Source organism: Vibrio nigripulchritudo ATCC 27043 (assembly GCF_000222685.1).
Lineage (GTDB): Bacteria > Pseudomonadota > Gammaproteobacteria > Enterobacterales > Vibrionaceae > Vibrio > Vibrio nigripulchritudo.
Genome location: NZ_AFWJ01000319.1, coordinates 1 through 21,358 on the forward strand (window position 1 = coordinate 1; position 21,358 = coordinate 21,358).

22 protein-coding genes and 1 tRNA gene are annotated in these 21,358 nt (G+C 46.5%); 16 read left to right on the forward strand and 7 right to left on the reverse strand.

Annotated features, from left to right (window positions below; genetic code table 11):
- Positions 1-126 precede the first annotated feature (126 nt).
- The 10 genes from RH89_RS26945 (at position 127) to luxS (ending at position 11,074) form a co-directional block, all read left to right on the forward strand.
- Positions 127-203 (forward strand) — tRNA-Arg (locus tag RH89_RS26945).
- A gap of 374 nt (positions 204-577) precedes the next feature.
- The gene (locus RH89_RS26950) at positions 578-835 is read left to right on the forward strand and encodes an oxaloacetate decarboxylase subunit gamma (protein WP_004408863.1); all 258 of its coding nucleotides are present in this window, start codon (positions 578-580) and stop codon (positions 833-835) included.
- A 32-nt stretch (positions 836-867) separates the two neighbouring features.
- On the forward strand, positions 868-2,652 hold the full coding sequence (gene oadA / locus RH89_RS26955; RefSeq protein ID WP_004408865.1) for a sodium-extruding oxaloacetate decarboxylase subunit alpha: 1,785 nt from the start codon (positions 868-870) through the stop codon (positions 2,650-2,652).
- Between the two features lie 9 nt (positions 2,653-2,661).
- Positions 2,662-3,792 (forward strand): sodium ion-translocating decarboxylase subunit beta, encoded by a 1,131-nt coding sequence (locus tag RH89_RS26960; RefSeq protein ID WP_004408867.1) that lies wholly within the window; start codon positions 2,662-2,664, stop codon positions 3,790-3,792.
- A 111-nt stretch (positions 3,793-3,903) separates the two neighbouring features.
- Positions 3,904-4,857, forward strand: coding sequence for an NADP-dependent oxidoreductase (locus tag RH89_RS26965; RefSeq protein WP_004408869.1), 954 nt, complete (start codon positions 3,904-3,906; stop codon positions 4,855-4,857).
- On the forward strand, positions 4,851-5,288 hold the full coding sequence (locus RH89_RS26970) for a YqaA family protein (protein ID WP_004408872.1): 438 nt from the start codon (positions 4,851-4,853) through the stop codon (positions 5,286-5,288). Before RH89_RS26965 ends, RH89_RS26970 begins: the two co-directional genes overlap by 7 nt.
- A 9-nt stretch (positions 5,289-5,297) precedes the next feature.
- Entirely contained in the window at positions 5,298-8,150 is a 2,853-nt protein-coding gene (locus tag RH89_RS26975; RefSeq protein WP_004408875.1) for a M16 family metallopeptidase, read from the forward strand.
- A gap of 201 nt (positions 8,151-8,351) precedes the next feature.
- Entirely contained in the window at positions 8,352-9,920 is a 1,569-nt protein-coding gene (gshA, locus tag RH89_RS26980) for a glutamate--cysteine ligase (protein WP_004408877.1), read from the forward strand.
- 5 nt (positions 9,921-9,925) lie between these two features.
- Entirely contained in the window at positions 9,926-10,531 is a 606-nt protein-coding gene (locus RH89_RS26985; protein ID WP_004408878.1) for a transglycosylase SLT domain-containing protein, read from the forward strand.
- 24 nt (positions 10,532-10,555) lie between these two features.
- Positions 10,556-11,074 (forward strand): S-ribosylhomocysteine lyase, encoded by a 519-nt coding sequence (gene luxS / locus RH89_RS26990; protein ID WP_004408881.1) that lies wholly within the window; start codon positions 10,556-10,558, stop codon positions 11,072-11,074.
- A gap of 49 nt (positions 11,075-11,123) precedes the next feature.
- Here luxS and RH89_RS26995 read toward each other — a convergent pair whose 3' ends face one another.
- The 3 genes from RH89_RS26995 to RH89_RS27005 form a co-directional block, all read right to left on the reverse strand.
- Positions 11,124-12,353, reverse strand: a complete 1,230-nt coding sequence (locus tag RH89_RS26995) for a YbiU family protein (protein WP_004408883.1) — start codon at positions 12,351-12,353, stop codon at positions 11,124-11,126.
- Positions 12,354-12,556: 203 nt separating this feature from the next.
- Positions 12,557-13,819, reverse strand: coding sequence for an HlyC/CorC family transporter (locus RH89_RS27000; RefSeq protein WP_004408884.1), 1,263 nt, complete (start codon positions 13,817-13,819; stop codon positions 12,557-12,559).
- Between the two features lie 96 nt (positions 13,820-13,915).
- A complete protein-coding gene (locus RH89_RS27005) occupies positions 13,916-14,710 on the reverse strand; it encodes a cytochrome C assembly family protein (RefSeq protein WP_004408885.1) in 795 nt (264 codons plus the stop codon).
- A gap of 197 nt (positions 14,711-14,907) precedes the next feature.
- Between RH89_RS27005 and ffh the strand changes: the two genes are divergently transcribed.
- From ffh to mutT, 6 genes are all read left to right on the forward strand, one after another.
- Entirely contained in the window at positions 14,908-16,293 is a 1,386-nt protein-coding gene (ffh, locus tag RH89_RS27010) for a signal recognition particle protein (protein ID WP_004408886.1), read from the forward strand.
- 306 nt (positions 16,294-16,599) lie between these two features.
- Entirely contained in the window at positions 16,600-16,848 is a 249-nt protein-coding gene (gene rpsP / locus RH89_RS27015; protein WP_004408887.1) for a 30S ribosomal protein S16, read from the forward strand.
- A gap of 26 nt (positions 16,849-16,874) precedes the next feature.
- Complete coding sequence (rimM, locus tag RH89_RS27020; protein ID WP_022599632.1) at positions 16,875-17,429, forward strand: ribosome maturation factor RimM; 555 nt, start codon at positions 16,875-16,877, stop codon at positions 17,427-17,429.
- 27 nt (positions 17,430-17,456) lie between these two features.
- On the forward strand, positions 17,457-18,200 hold the full coding sequence (trmD, locus tag RH89_RS27025; protein WP_004408889.1) for a tRNA (guanosine(37)-N1)-methyltransferase TrmD: 744 nt from the start codon (positions 17,457-17,459) through the stop codon (positions 18,198-18,200).
- 41 nt (positions 18,201-18,241) lie between these two features.
- On the forward strand, positions 18,242-18,595 hold the full coding sequence (gene rplS / locus RH89_RS27030; RefSeq protein WP_004408890.1) for a 50S ribosomal protein L19: 354 nt from the start codon (positions 18,242-18,244) through the stop codon (positions 18,593-18,595).
- 191 nt (positions 18,596-18,786) lie between these two features.
- Positions 18,787-19,188: an 8-oxo-dGTP diphosphatase MutT gene (mutT, locus tag RH89_RS27035; RefSeq protein WP_004408891.1), complete on the forward strand. Its 402-nt coding sequence runs from the start codon at positions 18,787-18,789 to the stop codon at positions 19,186-19,188.
- 86 nt (positions 19,189-19,274) lie between these two features.
- Here mutT and yacG read toward each other — a convergent pair whose 3' ends face one another.
- The 4 genes from yacG to RH89_RS27055 all read right to left on the reverse strand — a co-directional run.
- Positions 19,275-19,469, reverse strand: a complete 195-nt coding sequence (yacG, locus tag RH89_RS27040) for a DNA gyrase inhibitor YacG (RefSeq protein WP_004408892.1) — start codon at positions 19,467-19,469, stop codon at positions 19,275-19,277.
- A 56-nt stretch (positions 19,470-19,525) separates the two neighbouring features.
- Positions 19,526-20,266 (reverse strand): cell division protein ZapD, encoded by a 741-nt coding sequence (gene zapD / locus RH89_RS27045; RefSeq protein WP_004408893.1) that lies wholly within the window; start codon positions 20,264-20,266, stop codon positions 19,526-19,528.
- A gap of 33 nt (positions 20,267-20,299) precedes the next feature.
- A complete protein-coding gene (gene coaE, locus RH89_RS27050) occupies positions 20,300-20,905 on the reverse strand; it encodes a dephospho-CoA kinase (RefSeq protein ID WP_004408894.1) in 606 nt (201 codons plus the stop codon).
- A gap of 49 nt (positions 20,906-20,954) precedes the next feature.
- On the reverse strand, positions 20,955-21,358 hold a 404-nt coding region (locus RH89_RS27055; RefSeq protein WP_038147553.1), incomplete at its 5' end, for a prepilin peptidase.

The following is a 21,358-nucleotide window of genomic DNA, read 5'->3' on the forward strand; positions in this document are numbered from 1 at the left end:
TCCTTAGCTCAGCTGGATAGAGTACCTGGCTACGAACCAGGCGGTCGGAGGTTCGAATCCTCCAGGACGCGCCACTATTTAGGGCTTTACAGTCCTGATATTACTCAAAGTGATATCGAAAACAGCGCGCTCGTAGCTCAGCTGGATAGAGTACCTGGCTACGAACCAGGCGGTCGAAGGTTCGAATCCTTCCGAGCGCGCCATCATTTCTTAAGCCTCGCAATCGCGAGGCTTTTTTATGTCTTTAACAATTCTGTAGCATTTTTTTATCTTTATTATTACATCCTATTGTTTTAAAAGAATAAAAATTATTTTTTTAACTTCCTCTCAGTATTCGATACAGAATTTCATTATGTTTGGTAAAAGCCATAGTAACTATGGTGAAATTCCGGATATGTGGCGTATTTGTATGTAATAAGTACTCAAAAAAGTCGCATGTTTGTGCAGGATCTTGGTTACATTATTAAACAAAATTGACAAAATTTTACCAATCGCGATAATCCTAGACCACTTATGTCCACCATATTGAGGGAAGGTGAGCATAAGCATTGTCAGGATGACATAGAAAGGAAGCAACATGACTAATATTGGAAGCCTGCTAGGAGATGCAGCGGTTCTTATGCTTACTGGCATGGCCGTGGTATTTATCTTCCTAACCATTCTCGTTTTTCTTGTTCGGCTAATGTCCAAGTTGGTGCCTGAAGAAGCACCCCAGCCGAATATTGCACCAGTACAAGCAAAAAAAATTCAATCCAGTACTTCTGGCGTACAGCCGCAAGTGGTTGCTGCTATTTCCGCTGCAATTCACCAGCATCGTACGTCCGCTGCGAAGTAATGTCGGATAAAAATTAAAAGGAGTTAATCAGCATGTCTAAACCACTTGCTCTTACTGACGTGGTGCTGCGCGACGCACACCAGTCTTTGTTTGCCACGCGCATGCGTATTGAAGATATGTTACCCATCGCGGCGGAACTAGATAAAGTTGGGTACTGGTCACTGGAAACTTGGGGTGGCGCAACATTCGATGCGTGTATCCGCTTTTTAGGGGAAGATCCTTGGGAGCGCCTGCGCGAACTAAAAAAGGCAATGCCAAATACGCCAATGCAGATGCTATTGCGCGGTCAAAACCTACTGGGCTACCGTCATTATGCCGATGATGTAGTCGAGAAATTTGTCGAGCGCGCTCATGCAAATGGCATGGACGTGTTCCGTATCTTTGATGCAATGAACGATGTACGTAACTTCCAGAAAGCAGTAAAAGCGACTGTGGATGTAGGCGCGCACGCTCAAGGCACACTTTCTTATACAACCAGCCCGGTTCATAACGCGGATACTTGGGTGGATCTTGCCAAAGAATTGGAAGATCTGGGTTGTCACTCTTTATGTATCAAAGATATGTCTGGTCTTCTCAAACCATATGAAGCAGAAGAACTGATCAGCCGCATCAAAGCCTCTTGTGATGTACCACTGGCACTTCACTGTCATGCTACAACGGGTCTTTCTACTGCAACGGCAGTGAAAGCAATCGAAGCCGGTGTCGATATTCTGGATACGGCAATCTCTTCAATGAGTTGTACTTACGGTCACACGCCAACGGAAACAGTCGTTGCAATGCTGGAAGGCACTGAACGCGACACCAACCTGAAACTTGACCAACTTGAGCCGATTGCTGCTTATTTCCGTGAAGTGCGTAAGAAATACGCAAAATGGGAAGGTCAACTGAAAGGCGTAGACTCTCGTATTCTTATTGCCCAGGTTCCTGGTGGCATGTTGACGAATATGGAAGGTCAGTTGAAAGAGCAGGGTGCAGCGGATCGCTTAGATGAGGTATTGGAAGAGATCCCTCGCGTTCGTAAAGATCTTGGCTACATTCCATTAGTAACACCTACTTCTCAGATTGTAGGGACACAGTCTGTGATCAATGTTCTAACTGGCGAACGCTACAAGAGCATCACTAAAGAGACTGCAGGCCTACTAAAAGGCGAGTACGGCGCGGCGCCAGCAGAACTGAATGCTGAACTTCAGGCTAAGGTGCTTGAAGGTGCAGAGCCTGTAACTTGCCGACCAGCGGATCTTCTGGAAGCAGAGCTTCACACGCTTACCGATGAATTACTGGCCAAAGCAAAAGAAGATGGCATCTCCCTTGCGGATGACACAGTCGATGACGTACTTACTTACGCGCTGTTCCCACAAGTTGGTTTGAAGTTCCTGAAAAACCGTAACAACCCAGACGCATTTGAACCTGCACCAGGAAATGAATCGACTCCTGCACCTGAAGCGGCACCAGCGGCTAATACGGTAGGCAGCGTTGAAGCGTACAGCGTGAAAGTGGACGGTCAGGTATACGATGTTGAAGTTGGTCCTCAAGGTCAGCTTACTTCTGTCGTTCCTGCGTCAGCGCCTCAGGCTGCTCCAGCAGCGGCACCTGCTCCATCTGCAGGTGAAGCTGTGCCTGCTCCTCTCGCTGGTAACATTTTCAAGGTGAATGTTTTGCCGGGTTCTGAGGTATCAGAAGGCGATGTGCTTTTGATTCTGGAAGCCATGAAGATGGAAACCGAAGTACGAGCTGCACGTGGTGGAGTCGTTCAGGATATCCACGTGAAAGAAGGTGATGCCGTGACAGTTGGCGCGCCTCTACTAAGCCTTGCGTAAGGGAGCATCATGGAAGGATTGTTGACCTTATGGGCTGAAACAGGGATCGCTAACTTCGAGTTTGGTCAGCTATGCATGATCCTTGTAGGTTGTATTCTGCTTTATCTAGCTATTGCCAAAGGCTTTGAGCCTTTGCTCTTGCTTCCGATTGGGTTTGGTGCCGTGTTGGCAAATATCCCCAATGCGGGTTTCACCGATGAAGGCGGTCTGCTTTATTACGTTTACTACATCGGGATCGAATCCGGAGTATTCCCACTGCTCATCTTTATGGGCGTAGGGGCGATGACGGACTTTGGTGCCTTGATTGCTAACCCGAAAACCTTGTGGCTAGGGGCGGCGGCTCAGTTTGGTATTTTCGCCACGTTGTTTGGTGCCATCTTGCTTAACTATGTGCCTGGAATGGAGTTTTCCATGCAGGATGCATCCTCCATCGCCATCATCGGTGGTGCGGATGGTCCAACGGCTATCTTCCTGGCAAGTCAGCTATCGCCTGATCTGCTTGGTGCGATTGCGGTGGCGGCATACAGCTACATGGCGTTGGTGCCGATTATTCAGCCACCAATCATGAAAGCGCTGACCAATCCAGAAGAACGTAAGATCCAGATGGCTCAGCTTCGTCACGTTAGTAAAGTGGAGAAGGTGTTATTCCCGCTTGCTGTACTGGTTATGACGATCCTGTTCCTCCCTGCTGCAACACCACTAGTGGGTATGTTCTGCTTGGGGAACCTGATGCGAGAAGCGGGCGTGGTCGATCGTCTGTCGAACACAGCACAAAACGAGCTTATCAATATCGTGACCATCTTCCTTGGACTGGGTGTGGGTTCCAAGCTGCAGGCAGAGCAGTTCCTGAACTTTGAAACTCTGGGTATCTTGGGGTTAGGTGCTGTGGCATTCAGTATCGGTACGGGCGCTGGTGTTATGATGGCTAAGTTATTGAATAAGTTCTCGAAAGAAGACATCAACCCATTGATTGGCGCAGCTGGTGTATCTGCTGTACCTATGGCTGCGCGAGTGGTTAATAAGGTGGGGCTTGAGTCGAATCCACAGAACTTCCTGCTGATGCACGCAATGGGACCAAACGTTGCTGGGGTACTGGGAAGTGCTGTTGCTGCGGGTATCTTATTAGCATTAGTGGGATAACGTTCAACGAATTTGCGATCTGGTGGTTAACCAATCGTTGTAAAATGGTTTATAGTCAAAGGGATGCTTCTGCATCCCTTTCATTTTTTTGAGCATCAAGGGAACTTGTGTATGACGGACAACAAAAAAGTGGTGATAACCCAGTTTGGTGAGACTGACGTATTAGCCATTCAAAGTGAGGCTATCCCAGAACCCGCAGAAGGTGAAGTGCTGGTAAAAGTCCATTTCGCAGGTGTGAATCCCATTGATGTGAAAACGCGTAAAGGGTTGGGTTGGGCAGCCGAAGCTAATAAAGACAACCTACCCTGGACCCCAGGTTACGACGTCTCAGGTGTGGTCGAGAAATGTGGTACCGGAACCAAGACCTTTGAAGTCGGAAACTTTGTTGCGGGTTTAGTTGGGTTTCCTGCCGATGCTGGCGGATATAGTCAATATATTTGTGTAAAAGAAGACTCACTCAGTCTTGTGCCAGATAGCGTCACCCTAGAAGCTGCTGCGGTGTTACCTGTTGCCGGTCAAACTGCCGCACAGGCTTTGAACTTGGCGGGTGTTACCGCTAATGATCGCGTATTGATTCTGGCGGGAGCAGGCGGTGTTGGCCACCTTGCTGTTCAGATAGCCGTTGCGGCGCAAGCCGAGGTATTTACCACTTGTGGCGAAGATAATCTGGATTACCTTGCCACGCTTGGCGCTCACGCCATCAACTATCAGTTTGCCCCTGTTTCTGAGCGTGTCGAAGACGTAGACGTGTTGATTGATCTTGTCGGTGGCGATGCGGCGCTTGATGCACTCAAATGCCTCAAAGACAACGCTCGAGTTGTGACGGTTCCTACCATCACTGTAGATTTGATCTGCGAAAAAGCCAAAATGCTGGGCTTTGAAGCCACAGGTATGTTGGTTGATCCAGACATCGAGCAGATGGATACCATGCTGTACATGGTCGGTGTTGGTATTTTGAAAACCGAAGTCCAGCAGATCTTCCCATACACTGATGTTGCCAAAGCTCATGATCAAGTTGAAACCGGGCACACCAGAGGCAAGATACTGCTTGATATGAAATGCTAGATGGCTTGACCGAATGGTTTAGCCAATCTGTACTCTGGGTCTTATTTTCAACAGGTTTTTTGGGGGCAACTCTCCTACCGGGAGGCTCAGAAGCCAGCTTAGTTGCTGCGTTAAAACTCAATCAATATCCAGTAGCTCAGTTGATATTTGTCGTCACCATTGGCAACACGCTGGGCGGTTTAACTAACTATTGGATAGGACTTTTCTTACCAAATCGAACCCAATCGGAAAAACATGGTCATAAAGCTTTACAGTGGCTAAAGCAATATGGCTATATCACTCTTCTATTTAGCTGGCTTCCCATTATTGGCGACCCATTATGCCTTGCGGCAGGGTGGCTCAGAATGAAGTTTTTGCCTTGTTTAATTCTCATCGCCATAGGTAAAGCAATACGCTATAGCGTTATTGCGGCGGCATTCGCAGGTTTTTAAGGAGCATTCATGAGAAAAATCTGGTTTGGTGCAGCTGCGTCCGTGTTCATTGCGGGCTGTTCCTCTCTTGCACCTGTTTCATTTTTCTCTTCTGTACCAGAAGGGATCACCCTTGTTGAAGAAGTTAAACCACAATCTGACAAGGTTGTTATTCCCTACAGTAAATACGTACTGGACAACGGCTTAACCGTTATTCTGGCTCCTGATGGGTCAGATCCTCTAGTGCATGTTGATGTGACATATCACGTGGGCAGTGCCAGAGAAGAAATCGGAAAGTCAGGGTTCGCTCATTTCTTTGAGCACATGATGTTTCAGGGAAGTGAAAACGTAGGTGATCAAGAGCATTTCAGGTTGATCACTGAAGCGGGTGGAACCTTAAATGGTACGACGAACCGCGACCGCACCAACTATTTTGAAACCGTTCCGGCGAACCAGTTAGAGAAAATCCTGTGGCTAGAGTCCGACCGAATGGGGTTCCTGCTTGATGCGGTTTCTCAAAGAAAGTTTGAAATTCAACGTGATACCGTTAAAAACGAACGCGCCCAAAACTACGATAACCGCCCTTACGGTCTAATGTGGGAACGCATCGGCGAAGCCATGTACCCAGAAGGTCATCCTTATTCATGGCAGCCGATCGGTTATGTCGAAGATCTTGATCGTGTAAACGTCAACGACCTGAAAGCGTTCTTTCTAAAATGGTACGGTCCTAATAATGCAACGCTGACTATCGGTGGCGATTTCGATACCGAAGAGACACTTCAATGGATCAATAAGTACTTCGGTACCATTCCTGTAGGTCCAGAAGTTAAAGCCGCAGAAAAGCAGCCCGCCAACTTGACGGAAGATAAATTCATCACGCTGGAAGATCGCATTCAACAACCAATGTTAGTGGTGTCTTGGCCAACCGAATATCAGGGGCACGAGTCCGATGCCTCTTTGGAAATGCTTTCCACAATATTAGGCGATGGCAAAAATAGTGTGTTGTACCAACAGTTTGTTCAGACGGGTAAAGCTGTCAATGCAGGTGCGTATCACAACTGTGCTGAGCTCGCGTGTTCCATGAGTGTTTATTTGATGGGCAATTCCGGAGAGAAAGGCAAGCTGAAGCCGCTTTATGATGAATTGATGGAAACCTTGTCTGACTGGTCCAAAGAGGGCGTGTCTGAATCTCAGCTTGAGACCCTGATTGGGCGTGCTGAAGCGAATGCAATTTTCAGCCTGGAAAGCGTGCGTGGCAAGGTAACGCAATTGGCGTCGAACGAAACCTTTTTTGGGCAACCAGATCGAATTGAATACGAATTGGAGCAGCTGCGTGCAGTCACGCCAGAAAGCGTTGCCACAGCTTATCAGGACTACCTAGCTAACCAGCACAAAGTGGTGCTCAGCGTTGTACCGCGAAGCAAAACGAATTGGGCTGTCAAACCTGCCACTTTCACCACTCCACCTCGAACTTTACCTGAATACCAAGAAGTTAAAGAGTCAGATTTGGTTTACCGCAAAGCGGTGGACGACTTTGATCGTTCAGTTATGCCACCTGTGTCCGGCGCGGTGAAAGGAACCATGCCCGATTTGTATCGTATCTTCCTGGACAGTGGGGTTGAGATCCTTGGAACCGTCAGTGACGAAACGCCAACGGTACAACTGGATATAAAACTCCCAGCGGGTAATCGATATGTCCCAGAGGGTCAGGAAGGCTTAGCAAATCTCACTGCCGAAATGATGATGGAAGGCACTGCAAAGCGTTCTGCTCAGGAAATTCAAACCGAGCTTGATCGACTAGGCAGTTATATCTCATTTGATGCAGGCTCTTACTCCACGGTGATCAGTGTTTCTGCGCTAGAAAAGAATTTGTCGGAAACTATAGAACTGGTTGAAGAAATGATTCGTCAGCCTGCCTTTGAAGAAGCCGATTTTGATCGAATCAAACAGCAGGCGATTCAGGGCATTGTTTATGAACACCAGAAGCCAAGTTGGTTAGCTTCTCAAGCAACTCGACAAGTACTGTTTGCAGGAAGCCGATTCAGCCGTTCCAGCGATGGAAGTATGGCGTCCATCAGCAGCCTGACGCTGGATGATGTGAAGCAGTTCTACAAGGAACACTACACGCCGCAAGGTGCGCAAGTCGTGATTGTCGGAGACATTAAAAAGCGTGAAGCCAAAAAGTCTCTGGAGTTTCTGAATAAATGGGAAGGGCATTCAGCACCGCTGTTTACACCTCAGGTGATCAAAGCACCTGAAGACCAGAAGATTTATCTGATAGACAAGCCGGGAGCGCCGCAAAGCGTCATCAGACTGGTACGTCAGGGCTTACCGTTTGATACGGTAGGGGAAATGCACTTAGGACAGCTGGCGAACTATAACCTGTCAGGCAACTTCAACAGCCGCATCAACCAGAATCTTCGTGAAGATAAGGGCTACACTTACGGAGCCTACGGCTATGTCTACGGTTTGCGTGAGACAGGGCTTATCGTATTCTCAGCAGAAGTCAGGGCAGACGTGACCATTGAGTCGATTCAGGAAATCATCAATGAAATGAACGAAATCTCGACCAGTGGTCTGACTGAAGAAGAGATGCAGTTTATGAGGCTCGCTCGTGGTCAGGCGGACGCGTTAAAGTATGAAACACCATCGAAAAAGGCTCAATTGCTTTCCAGTATTCTGACTTATTCACTGGAAGAAGATTATTTAGAGCAGCGAGATGAGTTACTTCAAACGGTTGATATCGAGACTTTGAATCAGGTTGCAGCCAAGTGGTTTGACCCTTCTGATTTCCAAATCATTGTGGTTGGTGATGCCAAAAAACTTGCACCGAAGTTGAAAAAGTTCGATCTGCCTATCGAAAAGCTTGAAATCGTCAAGTAAAGCACACATAACAGTGATCTGAGGTACTTTCTGCAATGTCAGTAGGGGCTGCTATGTCAGCAGACCCTAAGTACCTCCAGTACTGTAGCCTTTAATAAGAGATCTCTAATCTCATTTTTTGGTATTTGCTTCAATCCCATAGTAATCAATGCTTAGAATGATTATTCTAGCGAGATACTAAACAGATAAGTGAACTGAGTTTTGACTGTATTCACCGAGCGACTGCAGAAAGTTGCACAAGACCCTTCTATTTTTGAGCAGTATGGACGTGGCGTCGAAAGAGAGTCGCTGCGATACACGCCAGATGGTCACCTAGCACTAACGCCTCACCCTTACGAGCTCGGCTCAGCATTAACCAATGATTGGGTTACGACAGACTTTTCTGAGTCTTTACTGGAATTCATTACGCCAGTGTCTCACTCCGTCAAAACGGTTCTGAATCAGCTTTCGGATGTGCACCATTTCACTCAGAAAAAGCTGGATGGCGAAAAGCTGTGGCCGCTTTCAATGCCATGTTTTATTCAAAATGAAGACGACATTGCATTAGCTCAGTACGGTCAATCGAACACAGGTAAGATGAAAACATTGTATCGCGAAGGGTTGAAACGTCGCTACGGTAGTTTGATGCAGGTTATTTCTGGCGTGCACTTCAATTTCTCCTTTCCGGAAACTTTCTGGGATGCGCTTTACGGAAAGCAAGGCGAGAAAGACCGTGAGGATGCCAAATCTGAAGCTTACTTTGCCCTCATTCGAAACTATTACCGCTTTGGCTGGATGATTCCGTTTTTTTACGGCGCTTCCCCAGCTCTGTGTCCTTCCTTTATTCAAGGGCGCGACACTAAACTGCCTTTCCAGAACATCGGTGAAACCCTTTACTTGCCAGAAGCTACCTCATTGCGACTGAGCGACCTTGGCTACACCAACAGCGCACAGAGTGAACTTAAAATTGGTTTCAACAGCCTAGGTCAGTACCTCGATGGTCTGAACGCCGCTATCCATACCCCTTCTGAAGAGTTTGCAGAACTGGGAGTCAAAGTGGATGGTGAGTACCGACAACTCAATTCAAATGTATTGCAGATAGAGAATGAGCTCTATGCTCCTATTCGACCAAAACGAGTCACCCGTTCTGGTGAAAAACCTTCTGAAGCTCTGCAACGTGGTGGGGTGGAATACATCGAAGTTCGCTCTTTAGATGTCAACCCATTCAGCCCGGTTGGCGTAAACGAACAGCAGATTCGTTTTCTGGATCTGTTCCTGACTTGGTGTGCACTTTCAGAGTCCGAAGAAATGGACAATTGCGAGCTGGAGTGCTGGCGTGATAACTGGAGCAAGGTCATCCTTGAAGGTCGAAAAGTTGGTCTGGAACTGCAAATCGGATGCAAAGGCGAACGCCTGACACTGCAAGACTGGGGTCATCGTGTCTTCAAAGATCTGCGCCAAATCGCGGAAGTGATGGATAAGCAGCATGGCACTTCTGATTATCAGGATGTCTGTGATGAACTAGAGCACTGGATAGATCAACCAGAGCTGACCATCTCAGGTCAATTGCTGGCAGAGACGAAAGCACATGGTGGCATTGTAGGAATAGGGATGCACCTGGGTCGAGCCTACAAAGCGCATCATCAGGACCACCAATACCAAGTTTACAGCGACGACATCATGGAAAAAGAAGTGATCCGCTCACGCGCTAAACAAGAACAAATTGAAGCGTCAGAAACTCAACCGTTTGATGAGTTTCTGGATGATTACTTTGCCTATTTGAAGCAATAAATGGAATGAAAATAAAGTCGCTGTTTCTGTTATTGATTACTGGGGTTGTGTTAACAGGATGCGCGACCCCACCGCCTAAGCAACAAGGTAACCTGTGTAACATTTTCAGGGAAAAACCAAGTTGGTATGACGATGCAAAAGACATGGAAGATGAGTGGGGAACGCCCATCCACATCGCCATGGCGTTCATCAAACAGGAAAGCAGCTTTATCCATGATGCAAGACCACCCAAGGACTATGTTCTTGGGTTTATTCCTTGGGGAAGAGTCAGTAGCGCATACGGTTACGCTCAGGCACAGGATCCAGCATGGAGCGATTTTCAGAAAGCGACTCGTCATGGCGGCTCACGCACCAATTTCGATGATTCCATTATGTTCGTAGGTTGGTATACTCACGAAACCCAGCGGCAGTTAGGCGTTTCAAAATGGGATGCCTATAATCAGTATTTAGCCTACCACGAAGGACGAGGTGGCTTTAAACGCAAGACATATGCAAGCAAACCGACCGTTCAAAAGGTTGCCCGAAAAGTGGAGCGACAAGCGAAAGAGTACGGTTGGCAGTTAAAGCAGTGCAAAGACGAACTGGAAAGCAGCCGAAGCTGGTTCTTTTAACAGTTATTACAAGGAATTCATCCGATGCCATTACTAGATAGTTTTACCGTTGATCACACCAAGATGAATGCTCCTGCCGTTCGTGTGGCAAAGACCATGCAAACGCCAAAAGGGGACACGATTACCGTTTTTGATCTTCGTTTTACGGCACCTAACAAAGACATTCTGTCTGAGACGGGCATCCATACACTTGAGCACCTGTACGCAGGTTTCATGCGTAAACACCTGAATGGCGCTGATATCGAAATCATCGATATTTCACCAATGGGTTGTCGTACTGGTTTCTACATGAGTCTTATCGGCACGCCTGTTGAATCTCAAGTGGCAGAGGCATGGCTTGCAGCTATGCAAGATGTGTTAAAAGTTGAAAGCCAGGATCAGATCCCCGAGCTGAACGAATACCAGTGTGGTACTGCTGCGATGCACTCTCTGGATGAAGCAAAAGAGATTGCAACAGCAATTATCGAAGCAGGAATTTCGGTAAACAAAAATGAAGATCTTGCACTACCAGAATCTATGCTGAAAGAGCTGAGCGTGAAGTAAACCTCATTCTTTTGATTACAAAGCCCACGTTATGTGGGCTTTGTTGTTTTTAGAGCCCCATCTGGCGTTTTCCTAGAGCAGTGAGGTCGTTTTCCGTGGCGCGATTGGTGTATGTCACTTCATGATCTTCAGGGGCGAAATCCGGGCAGCTTCTTCCTTCCAGAAAGGAAGATTTTTGTTTTGGTAAAAACTGGCGGTTCTTATCACAATCAGGTGCGGAGCCTATAAACATAACGTTCGAATAGCCCTCGCCACTGTGCTTATCCTCGACAGCGTGAACCGTATCCGGATGCCACCAGACGGTATCTCCCGGTTCCATTTTTGGAATACTGACTAACCCCTTAAGTAATAGTTCATGCCACTGTTTGTTGACCGTTAGAGCTCTGCCTGGTTGTGCGCCACACAAGTCATCGTCGGCTACATCGTCTTGCAGCGCCCGAAGTAACATGTAAGGCATAGAAAGCGTGCTGGGAATCAACTGTAACGTGCCGTCTCCGGCTCCCTGAGGAGTCAGTGCGACCCAGCCCTGAAAAGTACGAAAGACGCTACATACTGCCGATGAATTGAATTCTTCCACATCAATTCGGTGTCGAGCATCGAAGGCTTGATAGTCTTGCCAGTGACCAGTGAAAACATGACGGTAAACAGAGCGATAGTTTGGTTCCAGCCAGCGCTCGATTGAGCCTGAATCAACATGTGGCGACAGCCCTAATGAGGTGTCACCCGGACTACGACGACGAACTCGGTCGGCATAGCTGACTTCCAGATCTGGGTTGAATTGTTTCACGCCATCGTGTTCAAAATCCCAAAGTCGATTTAGATGGCTGCGCAGCGTTGCCATATTCTGATGCTGCCTTGCCCAGATTTGAGCTTTAGACCAGTACAAGCCAAAGATTTGTGGTTTGTCTGATTTGAGCTGACTGAAATAGTTGTCTTCCACCTTTGGCGTATGGTCGTAGTAGCCATTATCGATGATGTATCGTTCCAGCTCCTGATTGTGTTGTACTGCTTCTTCTTTAGGTAACGTGCCGCGTATAACGACGCAGCCTGCTTGCTGAATTTTTTGTCTTTGTTGATCTGAAAAGCCACGTTCTACTTCTTGAAAGGAATAAACAGGAACAGAGTGACCTTTTTTCTCTTCTTCCTGAATACGCTCGACTTCCTTCTCTAACGCTTCTGAAACGGCGGTGTAAGCCTTTTGGTAGTCGGGTAGGTCGTGCTTGAGTTGTTGTTTCAACTGCTTAATTTGATCTGACATATTGTCCATAGAAAGTGTCATTTGATGCCCTCCATTGCTAAAAGCGACACGTGTCTATTTATTAACCTTAATCATAAATCAGGTTTGCGGTATTGCTCACGCATTCGATAATTCCTGCTATTCAGTTCCTAATGTGTCTCATTTCTGACTTACTTAAGGCGAGAATAATGAGCCCAAAACAAAACGCCCTGCAAATGCAGGGCGTTTTTGAGTGAATGCTGAGATTACTGAGAGGGATAAACTTTGACCAGCTTGATCTTGTTCTCGGTGAAATCAATGATCTCCATAGGGTGGTTAGCCACCTGCACGCTCAGTTTGCTCTCTGGAATGTCTTCTAAGTGTTCCAGAATTAAGCCATTTAGAGTTCTTGGTCCATCGGTTGGAAGCGTCCAGTCCAGCCCTTTGTTGATATCACGAATATTGGCGCTGCCTTCAATCAGGAAGCTGCCATCATTCTGTGGCGTAATCTCTTCTGCCAAACTTGGTGCCATGGAGGTGGTGAATTCCCCCACGATTTCTTCCAGAATGTCTTCCAGAGTCACCAATCCGATGATGTCGCCATATTCGTTCACGATTAGACCGATACGTTCTTTATTACGCTGGAACTTTAACAGCTGGACATTCAGCGGTGTTGCTTCTGGAATGAAATACACTTCGTCGGCGGCGCGCAGTAGCGTTTCTTTGTTGAACTCGTTTTTGTCGAGCATTAAACGGTAGGCTTCGCGCAGTCGGAGCATGCCGACAACTTCATCAATCTGATCTCGGTAAAGAACTATTCGCCCGTGAGGAGAGTGGGTGAGCTGACGAACAATTGACTTCCAGTCGTCGTTGATGTCGATTCCCGTTATTTCATTGCGCGGCACCATGATGTCATTCACGGTAACATGCTCTAAATCCAGAATAGAGATCAGCATGTCCTGGTGACGGCGGGGAATCAAACCACCTGCTTCATTTACGACGGTTCTCAATTCTTCCGAGCTCAAGTGATCATCATCACCATGATTGGCTCGAATACCGAGAATGCGCAGGAAACCATTGGTAATGAAGTTCACTAACATCACCAAAGGTGACAGCAGCTTCATGAGTATCGTCAGAACGATGGAACTGGCATACGACACTTTTTCTGGGTATAGGGCAGCAAGAGTTTTTGGTGTGACCTCTGCAAATACCAGAACCACCATGGTTAATGCACCTGTTGCGATGGCTACACCTATATCCCCATACAATCGCATACCGATAATGGTGGCAATAGCCGATGCAAGAATATTGACCAGGTTGTTGCCAATCAGAATAAGACCAATTAACCGATCTGGGCGATCCAGTAGTTTTTCTACTCGGCGAGCTCCTTTATGACCTTCCTTAGAGAGGTGTTTGAGGCGATATCGGTTTAAAGACATCATCCCCGTTTCAGAACCAGAAAAGTAACCGGAAATGACGATCAATACCGCCAGGAGGGCAAATAAGACACCCGTAGATATATCATCCAAATTGTAACTGTCCTTATATTACTTAATTGGTGAATTTATGAGCGAAGCTATCTTCCCCAACTTTTAGAGCGGTTGAAAAAGAAAAGCAAGTTAAAATCAGTTAAGAATGATCTCTCGCACAAAGCGGCTTCCGAAGTATGCAAGAGTGAGCAACGTCGCTCCACTGACCGCAAACCAGGTGACTTTCTTTCCGCGCCAGCCTTGCTGGTAATGCCCCCACAGCAACACGCTATACACAATCCAGGCGACGAAAGACAAAATGGCTTTATGAGCCTTGCCCGAAGCAAACATGTCTTGCACAAATACATAGCCCGTCACAAGAGTTGCCGTTAGCAACACCGTGCCAATCAAAATGATCTTGAAAAGCTGGCGCTCCACCATCATTAAAGGAGGGAGGTTAGGGTTTATGGCTAATGCTTTCTTTGCCTTGAGTTTGTGATCTAACCAGGCAAGCTGAAGGGCATACAGCGCACCAATTGTCAGTGTGGAGTAAGAGAACAAAGCCAGTGAGATGTGAATCAGTAGCTTAGGATCGTTTTCAAGATGCGTTATGTATGCACTGGGAAGAAAAGTCGCTGCAGATAAATTAATGGCAGAAAACCCATATACAACTGGCAGTAAAAACCACAATCGGGTCTTAAACATCGAAACACTCATGACCAGCGAAATGATAAAGCTGATCAACGATGCAACGTTCAGAATACTGAGGTTTTGCCCGGAGCCATCGAAAATAAGGTCACTCAGCAGCCATGCATGGAAAACCAATGCAACCAAAGCACTGATGAAAACGGTACGCGTTTTTATGCCAGTTTGATTGGCAAGACCAGGGACGATAGTCGAAATGGCCAAGAAATAGAGAATAACAGCTGTAACCGCAATCAAGTTTTCCATGGTTTTCACAATTTTACTGTCAAGGTAGAGGATTATATACCCAAGCCACCTCAAGATGCTAGATTCAGCATCATGAGGTGGCTTGGGCATAAGCAGTGACTTGTAACTTCAAAGTTTGAGGGAAGGTTAGACAGACACTTGTCTGCATATAATGTATACTCGCGGCAAAGTATCGCATTGATTGAGCGAAGTAAGTAATGTTTGAGAATTTAACGGATAGACTATCCAGTACGCTGAAGAACATCAGCGGCAAAGGTCGACTGACCGAAGACAATATCAAAGATACCCTGCGCGAAGTACGCATGGCATTGTTGGAAGCGGACGTTGCGCTTCCGGTTGTGCGCGATTTTATCAAGCGCGTAAAAGAAGGCGCCGTTGGCGTTGAAGTTTCTAAATCTCTGACCCCAGGTCAGGAATTCATCAAGATCGTTCAAAACGAGCTTGAAGCGGTCATGGGAGAGTCAAATGAGGCTCTTAACCTTGCGGCGCAACCGCCTGCTGTAATTCTTATGGCGGGTCTACAAGGTGCGGGTAAAACCACCAGTGTCGGTAAGCTTTCCAAACTGTTAAGTGAACGCGATAAGAAGAAAGTGCTTGTTGTGTCTGCCGACGTTTACCGCCCTGCGGCGATCAAACAGTTGGAAACGCTGGCAGGTGATGTGGGCGTTGATTTCTTCCCGTCTTCTGCTGATCAGAAGCCGATAGACATTGCTAATGCTGCCATTGATCACGCGAAGAAGAAATTCTACGACGTGCTATTGGTCGATACCGCGGGTCGTTTGGCAGTTGACCACGAAATGATGGAAGAGATCCAAGAGCTGCACTCAGCTATCACTCCAGTGGAAACGTTGTTCGTGGTTGATGCCATGACAGGTCAGGATGCAGCAAACACCGCGAAAGCGTTTGGTGATGCCCTTCCGCTAACCGGTGTGATTCTGACGAAGGTAGACGGTGATGCACGTGGTGGTGCGGCTCTGTCGGTTCGCCACATCACAGGTAAGCCAATCAAGTTCTTGGGTGTCGGCGAGAAAACCGATGCGTTAGAACCTTTCCATCCGGACCGTGTTGCATCGCGAATTCTTGGTATGGGCGACGTACTGTCTCTTATCGAAGATTTGCAGCGTAACGTCGATCAGGATAAAGCCGAAAAATTGGCGAAGAAGTTCAAAGAAAAGAAAGGCTTCGATCTGGAAGATTTCCGCGAGCAACTTGGTCAGATGCAGAATATGGGCGGCATGATGGGAATGATGGACAAGCTTCCGGGCATGTCTCAGCTTCCTGATAATGTGAAAGACAAAGTCGACGACAAAATGTTCAAGCAGATGGAAGCTATCATAAATTCCATGACCATGAAAGAGCGTCAGCGCCCTGAAATCATCAAAGGCTCTCGTAAAAAGCGTATTGCAGCGGGCTCCGGTACTCAGGTACAGGATGTTAACCGCTTGCTGAAGCAGTTCACTCAGATGCAGAAAATGATGAAGAAAATGCAGAAAGGTGGCATGAAAGGCATGATGCGCAACATGCAAGGCATGATGGGTGGAATGGGAGGCATGGGCGGCGGTTTTAATCCGTTCGGTCGATAACCCACAAACCAATCTTCAAGGGGAAGCGAATCAGTCGCTTCCCTTTTTGTTTTTAGGTTGCAAACTACAGTGAATTACGGGCTTAGAGCGTTAACCCTTGCTAGGAAAAGTATTTTTTCAACTTGTTATCGACCTCACAGAAAAATGTCGACCCTACAAGTGGTGAAAAAATAGCTAAAAGCCTTGCAATACCTAGCAATAAGAGTAAAATTCCGGAGCTTTATTTTGGCACGAGACCCCAAACTGCTCAGTAAGATGAGAAGTTGCTGGGGTTAATTTTATTTTTGAGAAAGCAAAGAGGACGACATGGTAACCATTCGTTTGGCACGTCACGGCGCTAAGAAGCGTCCATTCTATCAAATCGTAGTAGCGGACAGCCGCAAAGCTGCAACTGGCCGTTTCATCGAGAAAGTGGGTTTCTTTAACCCAACTGCACAAGGTCAAGAAGAAGGTCTACGTCTAGATCTAGATCGCGTTGAGCACTGGGTAAGCCAAGGCGCAACAGTATCTGACCGCGTAGCTAAGCTAGTTAAAGACGCTAAAGCAGCGGCTTAATTCTTTTTAAAGAAGTTAATTAGTTTATGTCGATGAAGGATAAAGAAACGATGAGTGAGCAAGGCGACAAAATTGTTGTAGGTAAGTTTGGTGCTTCTTACGGCATTCGCGGCTGGCTTAAAGTTTTTTCCTACACAGACAATGCTGAAAGTATTTTCGACTACAGCCCTTGGTTTATTAAACAAAAGGGTGAGTGGGTAGAATGCAAAGTTGAAAGTTGGAAACGCCATAACAAAGGTATGGTGTGTAAATTAGAAGGTTTGGATATCCGCGAGGAAGCCCACCTGCTAACCAATTTTGAAATTGCCATCAACCCCGCGTCATTACCTGAATTGTCAGAAGACGAGTTCTACTGGCGTGAATTGTTCGGTATGCAAGTTGTCACCACCAAAGGGTATAACCTTGGTGAGGTCGTTGACCTATTAGAGACTGGCTCGAACGATGTTTTGGTAGTGAAAGCGAATCTAAAAGATGCTTTTGGCCAAAAGGAACGTTTAATTCCGTTCCTTGAAGAGCAAGTGATCAAACAAGTTGATCGCTCGGCTCAACGGATCGAAGTTGACTGGGATCCTGGATTCTAGCTTCAAAATTTCAGAGCGAGAGAACACATGTGGGTTGGCGTAATAAGCCTGTTTCCTGAAATGTTCCGTTCTGTTACTGATTTTGGAGTAACAGGTCAAGCGGTTAAAAAAGGTCTATTGTCGATTGAGACATGGAATCCGAGAGATTTCACTCACGACAAGCATCGCACTGTCGATGACAGACCTTACGGTGGTGGTCCTGGTATGTTGATGATGGTTCAGCCTTTGCGCGATGCCATACAAGCTGCCAAACAAGACTCACCGGGTAAGACGAAAGTCATTTACCTTTCTCCCCAAGGTCGAAAGCTCGACCAGAAAGGAGTGGAAGAACTGGCAACCAACGAGAACTTGCTTCTCATTTGTGGTCGGTACGAAGGGGTAGATGAGCGCATCATACAATCTGAGGTTGATGAAGAATGGTCAATCGGAGATTTTGTGATGACGGGTGGTGAGATACCAGCCATGACGCTTATCGATTCAGTATCCAGGTTTGTGCCTGGGGTGCTGGGGGATTTTGCGTCGGCAGAGGAAGATTCCTTTGCGAATGGTTTACTGGATTGCCCTCACTACACACGTCCTGAAGTGTTGGATGGAGAAGAGGTACCAAGTGTACTGAAGTCCGGTAATCACAAGGACATTCGTCGCTGGCGGTTAAAGCAATCGCTGGGTCGCACCTGGATTAGAAGACCAGAGCTTCTGGAAAACCTAGCTCTGACTGACGAACAGGAATTATTACTTGCCGAGTTCATCAGAGAATATCGAAGCAAGTAACCTATTGAATTTAGTATCAGTTTATTCTAGGAATTTAAAAAATGAGCAACATCATCAAAGCTCTTGAGCAAGAGCAAATGAAATCAGACCTACCTAAATTTGCACCAGGTGACACTGTTGTAGTTCAGGTAAAAGTTAAAGAAGGTGACCGTGAGCGTCTACAGGCTTTCGAAGGCGTTGTAATCGCAGTTCGTAACCGTGGTCTACACTCTGCATTCACAGTTCGTAAGATCTCGAACGGCGAAGGCGTTGAGCGTACGTTCCAAACTCACTCTCCTCTAGTTGACAGCATTGAAGTTAAGCGCCGCGGTGCAGTACGTCGTGCCAAGTTGTACTACCTACGTGAGCGTTCTGGTAAGTCGGCTCGTATTAAAGAGAAACTTGCTAAGAAGTAATGCTGATTGCATTCTCATAGTAAAAACGGGTTCCCATTTGGGAACCCGTTTTTTTATGCTAGGAAAACATTGAGGTCACTTAGGTATACACCTAACTGAACATAGCGTTTTCAGGGGATTTGAGTATACACTTGCAGTTGTTATGCCCAATCATGGGTAACTACCTCAACATAAAAACAAAAGGACAATGAATGAAACGTGTTCATATCGCAGCTGCGGTTATTCTGAATGCATCACGTGACCAGGTATTCATCACCAAAAGACCGGCAAAAGCGCACAAAGGCGGCTTTTGGGAGTTTCCCGGTGGTAAGGTCGAAAAAGGGGAAAGTGCTCAGGAAGCAACGGTCAGAGAGCTTTATGAAGAAATCGGTATTCATGTAACGGAAATTACGCATTTTGAAGCTCTTAAACACGACTACCCAGACAAGTCACTAGCGTTTGATTTCTTCGTAGTAACCGACTTTGATGAAGAGCCCTATGGCAAGGAAGGTCAGGAAGGAGAGTGGGTCAGGTTAGAAAAACTGAAAGACTATGACTTCCCGGAAGCCAATGTGCCAGTACTGGAAAAAGTACTTGAGACTTACGGAGCCTGATCGCCCTTTTACGCACAAAGAAAAAGAGACGTTTAATCGTCTCTTTTTTGTATTCAGGGGAAAGCCGCTGTTAGGGACAGAACTCTCTAATAATTGTCTTCAGACCAGCCGTCTGAATCCGACATATCTGGGGCGCCGGGAATCGACTTTTCTTCCTCTGCCCATTCGCCAAAATCAATCAGCTGGCACTTCTTACTGCAAAATGGTCGAAAAGTACTTTGTTCAACCCATTGTACATCGGCTTGGCAAGTCGGACATTTTACGATGGTGATGTTGCTCATAGCGGCTTCTTTGGTCGTTTTGTTAAAGCGAGATTTTAGCACGCTTTGAGGATTCTTTAGCTACAAATTGATAGGTCAAATTCCACATCGTGCGGGTAAGCTTGCCCGGATTCAAAACTCATGAACTTAATAGCAAACCGGTTTTTGTGACCCGAAATCATTGGGTATACACCGTATTCGAGAGGAATGTTGAGACGCAAAATATTGGCTTCTTCTGCATCACTTTGATAAAAACCCGCGCGAGCAATAACGGGTTTATCATGACCGGTTTCTCGGGTAAGTTGCAGCCATAAGTGCAAAGCGGACGTCAGAGGTTGTAGTGTCTCTAGCCATCCTTCAATATCTCTGCGGCGGTTTTCGTTTGGTTGATGAAGCCAAAAATGCAGGGAAGGTAAATCGAAGCAACAAGAACCACCAGGAAGGTTAAATCGCTGACGGATAGTACTAAGGAATCGATCTTCTTTTAACGACTGCCCAAAACGTTCTGCTGTCATCAGGTCTTTATGCACGTTATCAATATTGGCAAGAACTGCCTGAAGCATGTCCTGATTCACGCCTTCAACATTCAACCAGGATTTATAGGAAAGGCGCTGCTTTTCAAGATCTTTTGCCAGCTCAGCTTTCATCTGAATTTGCTCAAAGATTTCCAGCAAATCAAAAATAGGTCGGAAGAAAAGTGGGTACTGAACGGTATCCACTTTAGTGGCAGCGTGACTCATTTGACGCAATAGCGATTCCACTCTTAAGTAAATTCGAGTCTTTTCATTCAATGGATGTTCAAATTTGTGAGTGGTCATGAAAAGTGCCTTATTGCTCCTTCCTGCATTTTATTAAGCATGCCCGCTTAAAGACATAAACTGTTGATGTAACTGAGTCACTTGAGACAGTAAATCCGAATCCGCTTGGTTGTTATCAACCACATGATTTGCATGAGCCAGTCGCTCGTCACGAGATGCTTGAGAGCTCAAAATCGATTCTACCTGAGCTTTTGCAACACCGTCTCTGTTCATTGTACGCGAAATTTGTGTGTCTCTCTCCACATCCACCACCAAAACAGTATCTGCCATGGACTGAAGGTTATTTTCTACCAAGAGAGGCACCACCAAAAGAGCGTAAGGCGACTGAACAAGCGCCAAGTTCTGTTTCATTTTCTGGCGAATCATGGGATGAAGCAAGTCATTGAGCCAAAGTTTTTCATTTTCATTCTCAAAAATTCGCGATCTGAGCTGACTTCTATCCAGCGAGCCATCGGTGGAAAGGATGTCTGAGCCAAAATGCTCAACGATTTTTGACAGCCCTTCAGAGCCTGGTTCCACGACTTCACGCGCAATCACATCAGCATCGACGATCTCAATACCAAAGTGCTCTTGGAAGAGATTGGCAACGGTTGTTTTGCCACTGGCAATCCCACCAGTCAAGCCTACTACAAATGTCATTTGAAACCTTTTGAGTCAATATTGAGGTTAGTCTAGCGGGGATTGGTGGTTAAATGCCAAGAAAATGTGAGAAATACCAGTTAGTGATGTCTTGTCCAAACATCAGAGTAATCCACCCAGCAATCGCAAGGTAAGGGCCAAAAGGAAAAGCTTGTTCGATGCCTTTCTTTTGCAGACGGAGCTGAATAACGCCAAAGACTACGCCAACCAGAGAGGACATCAGGATGATAATAGGGAGGCTTTGCCAGCCTAACCATGCTCCGAGCGCAGCCAGCAATTTAAAGTCGCCATAACCCATCCCTTCTTTGCCAGTTGCGAGCTTAAACAACTGGTAGACACTCCATAAGCAGAGATAGCCCACCATGGCACCAATGATGGCGTCGGTAAGAGAGATTGGACTAATTTCAAAAAGAGATAACGCAATGCCTGCCCACATCAAAGGCAGAGTCAGTT

What these genes read in the sequence shown, in the direction of transcription:
- rimM (WP_022599632.1), top strand. Translation starts at nt 16,875, where the DNA reads ATGTCGATGAAGGATAAAGAAACGATGAGTGAGCAAGGCGACAAAATT.
- RH89_RS26995 (WP_004408883.1), bottom strand. Translation starts at nt 12,353, where the DNA reads ATGACACTTTCTATGGACAATATGTCAGATCAAATTAAGCAGTTGAAA.
- RH89_RS26975 (WP_004408875.1), top strand. Translation starts at nt 5,298, where the DNA reads ATGAGAAAAATCTGGTTTGGTGCAGCTGCGTCCGTGTTCATTGCGGGC.
- ffh (WP_004408886.1), top strand. Translation starts at nt 14,908, where the DNA reads ATGTTTGAGAATTTAACGGATAGACTATCCAGTACGCTGAAGAACATC.
- RH89_RS26960 (WP_004408867.1), top strand. Translation starts at nt 2,662, where the DNA reads ATGGAAGGATTGTTGACCTTATGGGCTGAAACAGGGATCGCTAACTTC.
- RH89_RS26950 (WP_004408863.1), top strand. Translation starts at nt 578, where the DNA reads ATGACTAATATTGGAAGCCTGCTAGGAGATGCAGCGGTTCTTATGCTT.
- rplS (WP_004408890.1), top strand. Translation starts at nt 18,242, where the DNA reads ATGAGCAACATCATCAAAGCTCTTGAGCAAGAGCAAATGAAATCAGAC.
- coaE (WP_004408894.1), bottom strand. Translation starts at nt 20,905, where the DNA reads ATGACATTTGTAGTAGGCTTGACTGGTGGGATTGCCAGTGGCAAAACA.
- RH89_RS27005 (WP_004408885.1), bottom strand. Translation starts at nt 14,710, where the DNA reads ATGGAAAACTTGATTGCGGTTACAGCTGTTATTCTCTATTTCTTGGCC.
- trmD (WP_004408889.1), top strand. Translation starts at nt 17,457, where the DNA reads ATGTGGGTTGGCGTAATAAGCCTGTTTCCTGAAATGTTCCGTTCTGTT.
- luxS (WP_004408881.1), top strand. Translation starts at nt 10,556, where the DNA reads ATGCCATTACTAGATAGTTTTACCGTTGATCACACCAAGATGAATGCT.
- oadA (WP_004408865.1), top strand. Translation starts at nt 868, where the DNA reads ATGTCTAAACCACTTGCTCTTACTGACGTGGTGCTGCGCGACGCACAC.
- RH89_RS26965 (WP_004408869.1), top strand. Translation starts at nt 3,904, where the DNA reads ATGACGGACAACAAAAAAGTGGTGATAACCCAGTTTGGTGAGACTGAC.
- zapD (WP_004408893.1), bottom strand. Translation starts at nt 20,266, where the DNA reads ATGACCACTCACAAATTTGAACATCCATTGAATGAAAAGACTCGAATT.
- mutT (WP_004408891.1), top strand. Translation starts at nt 18,787, where the DNA reads ATGAAACGTGTTCATATCGCAGCTGCGGTTATTCTGAATGCATCACGT.
- rpsP (WP_004408887.1), top strand. Translation starts at nt 16,600, where the DNA reads ATGGTAACCATTCGTTTGGCACGTCACGGCGCTAAGAAGCGTCCATTC.
- RH89_RS26985 (WP_004408878.1), top strand. Translation starts at nt 9,926, where the DNA reads ATGAAAATAAAGTCGCTGTTTCTGTTATTGATTACTGGGGTTGTGTTA.
- RH89_RS26970 (WP_004408872.1), top strand. Translation starts at nt 4,851, where the DNA reads ATGCTAGATGGCTTGACCGAATGGTTTAGCCAATCTGTACTCTGGGTC.
- yacG (WP_004408892.1), bottom strand. Translation starts at nt 19,469, where the DNA reads ATGAGCAACATCACCATCGTAAAATGTCCGACTTGCCAAGCCGATGTA.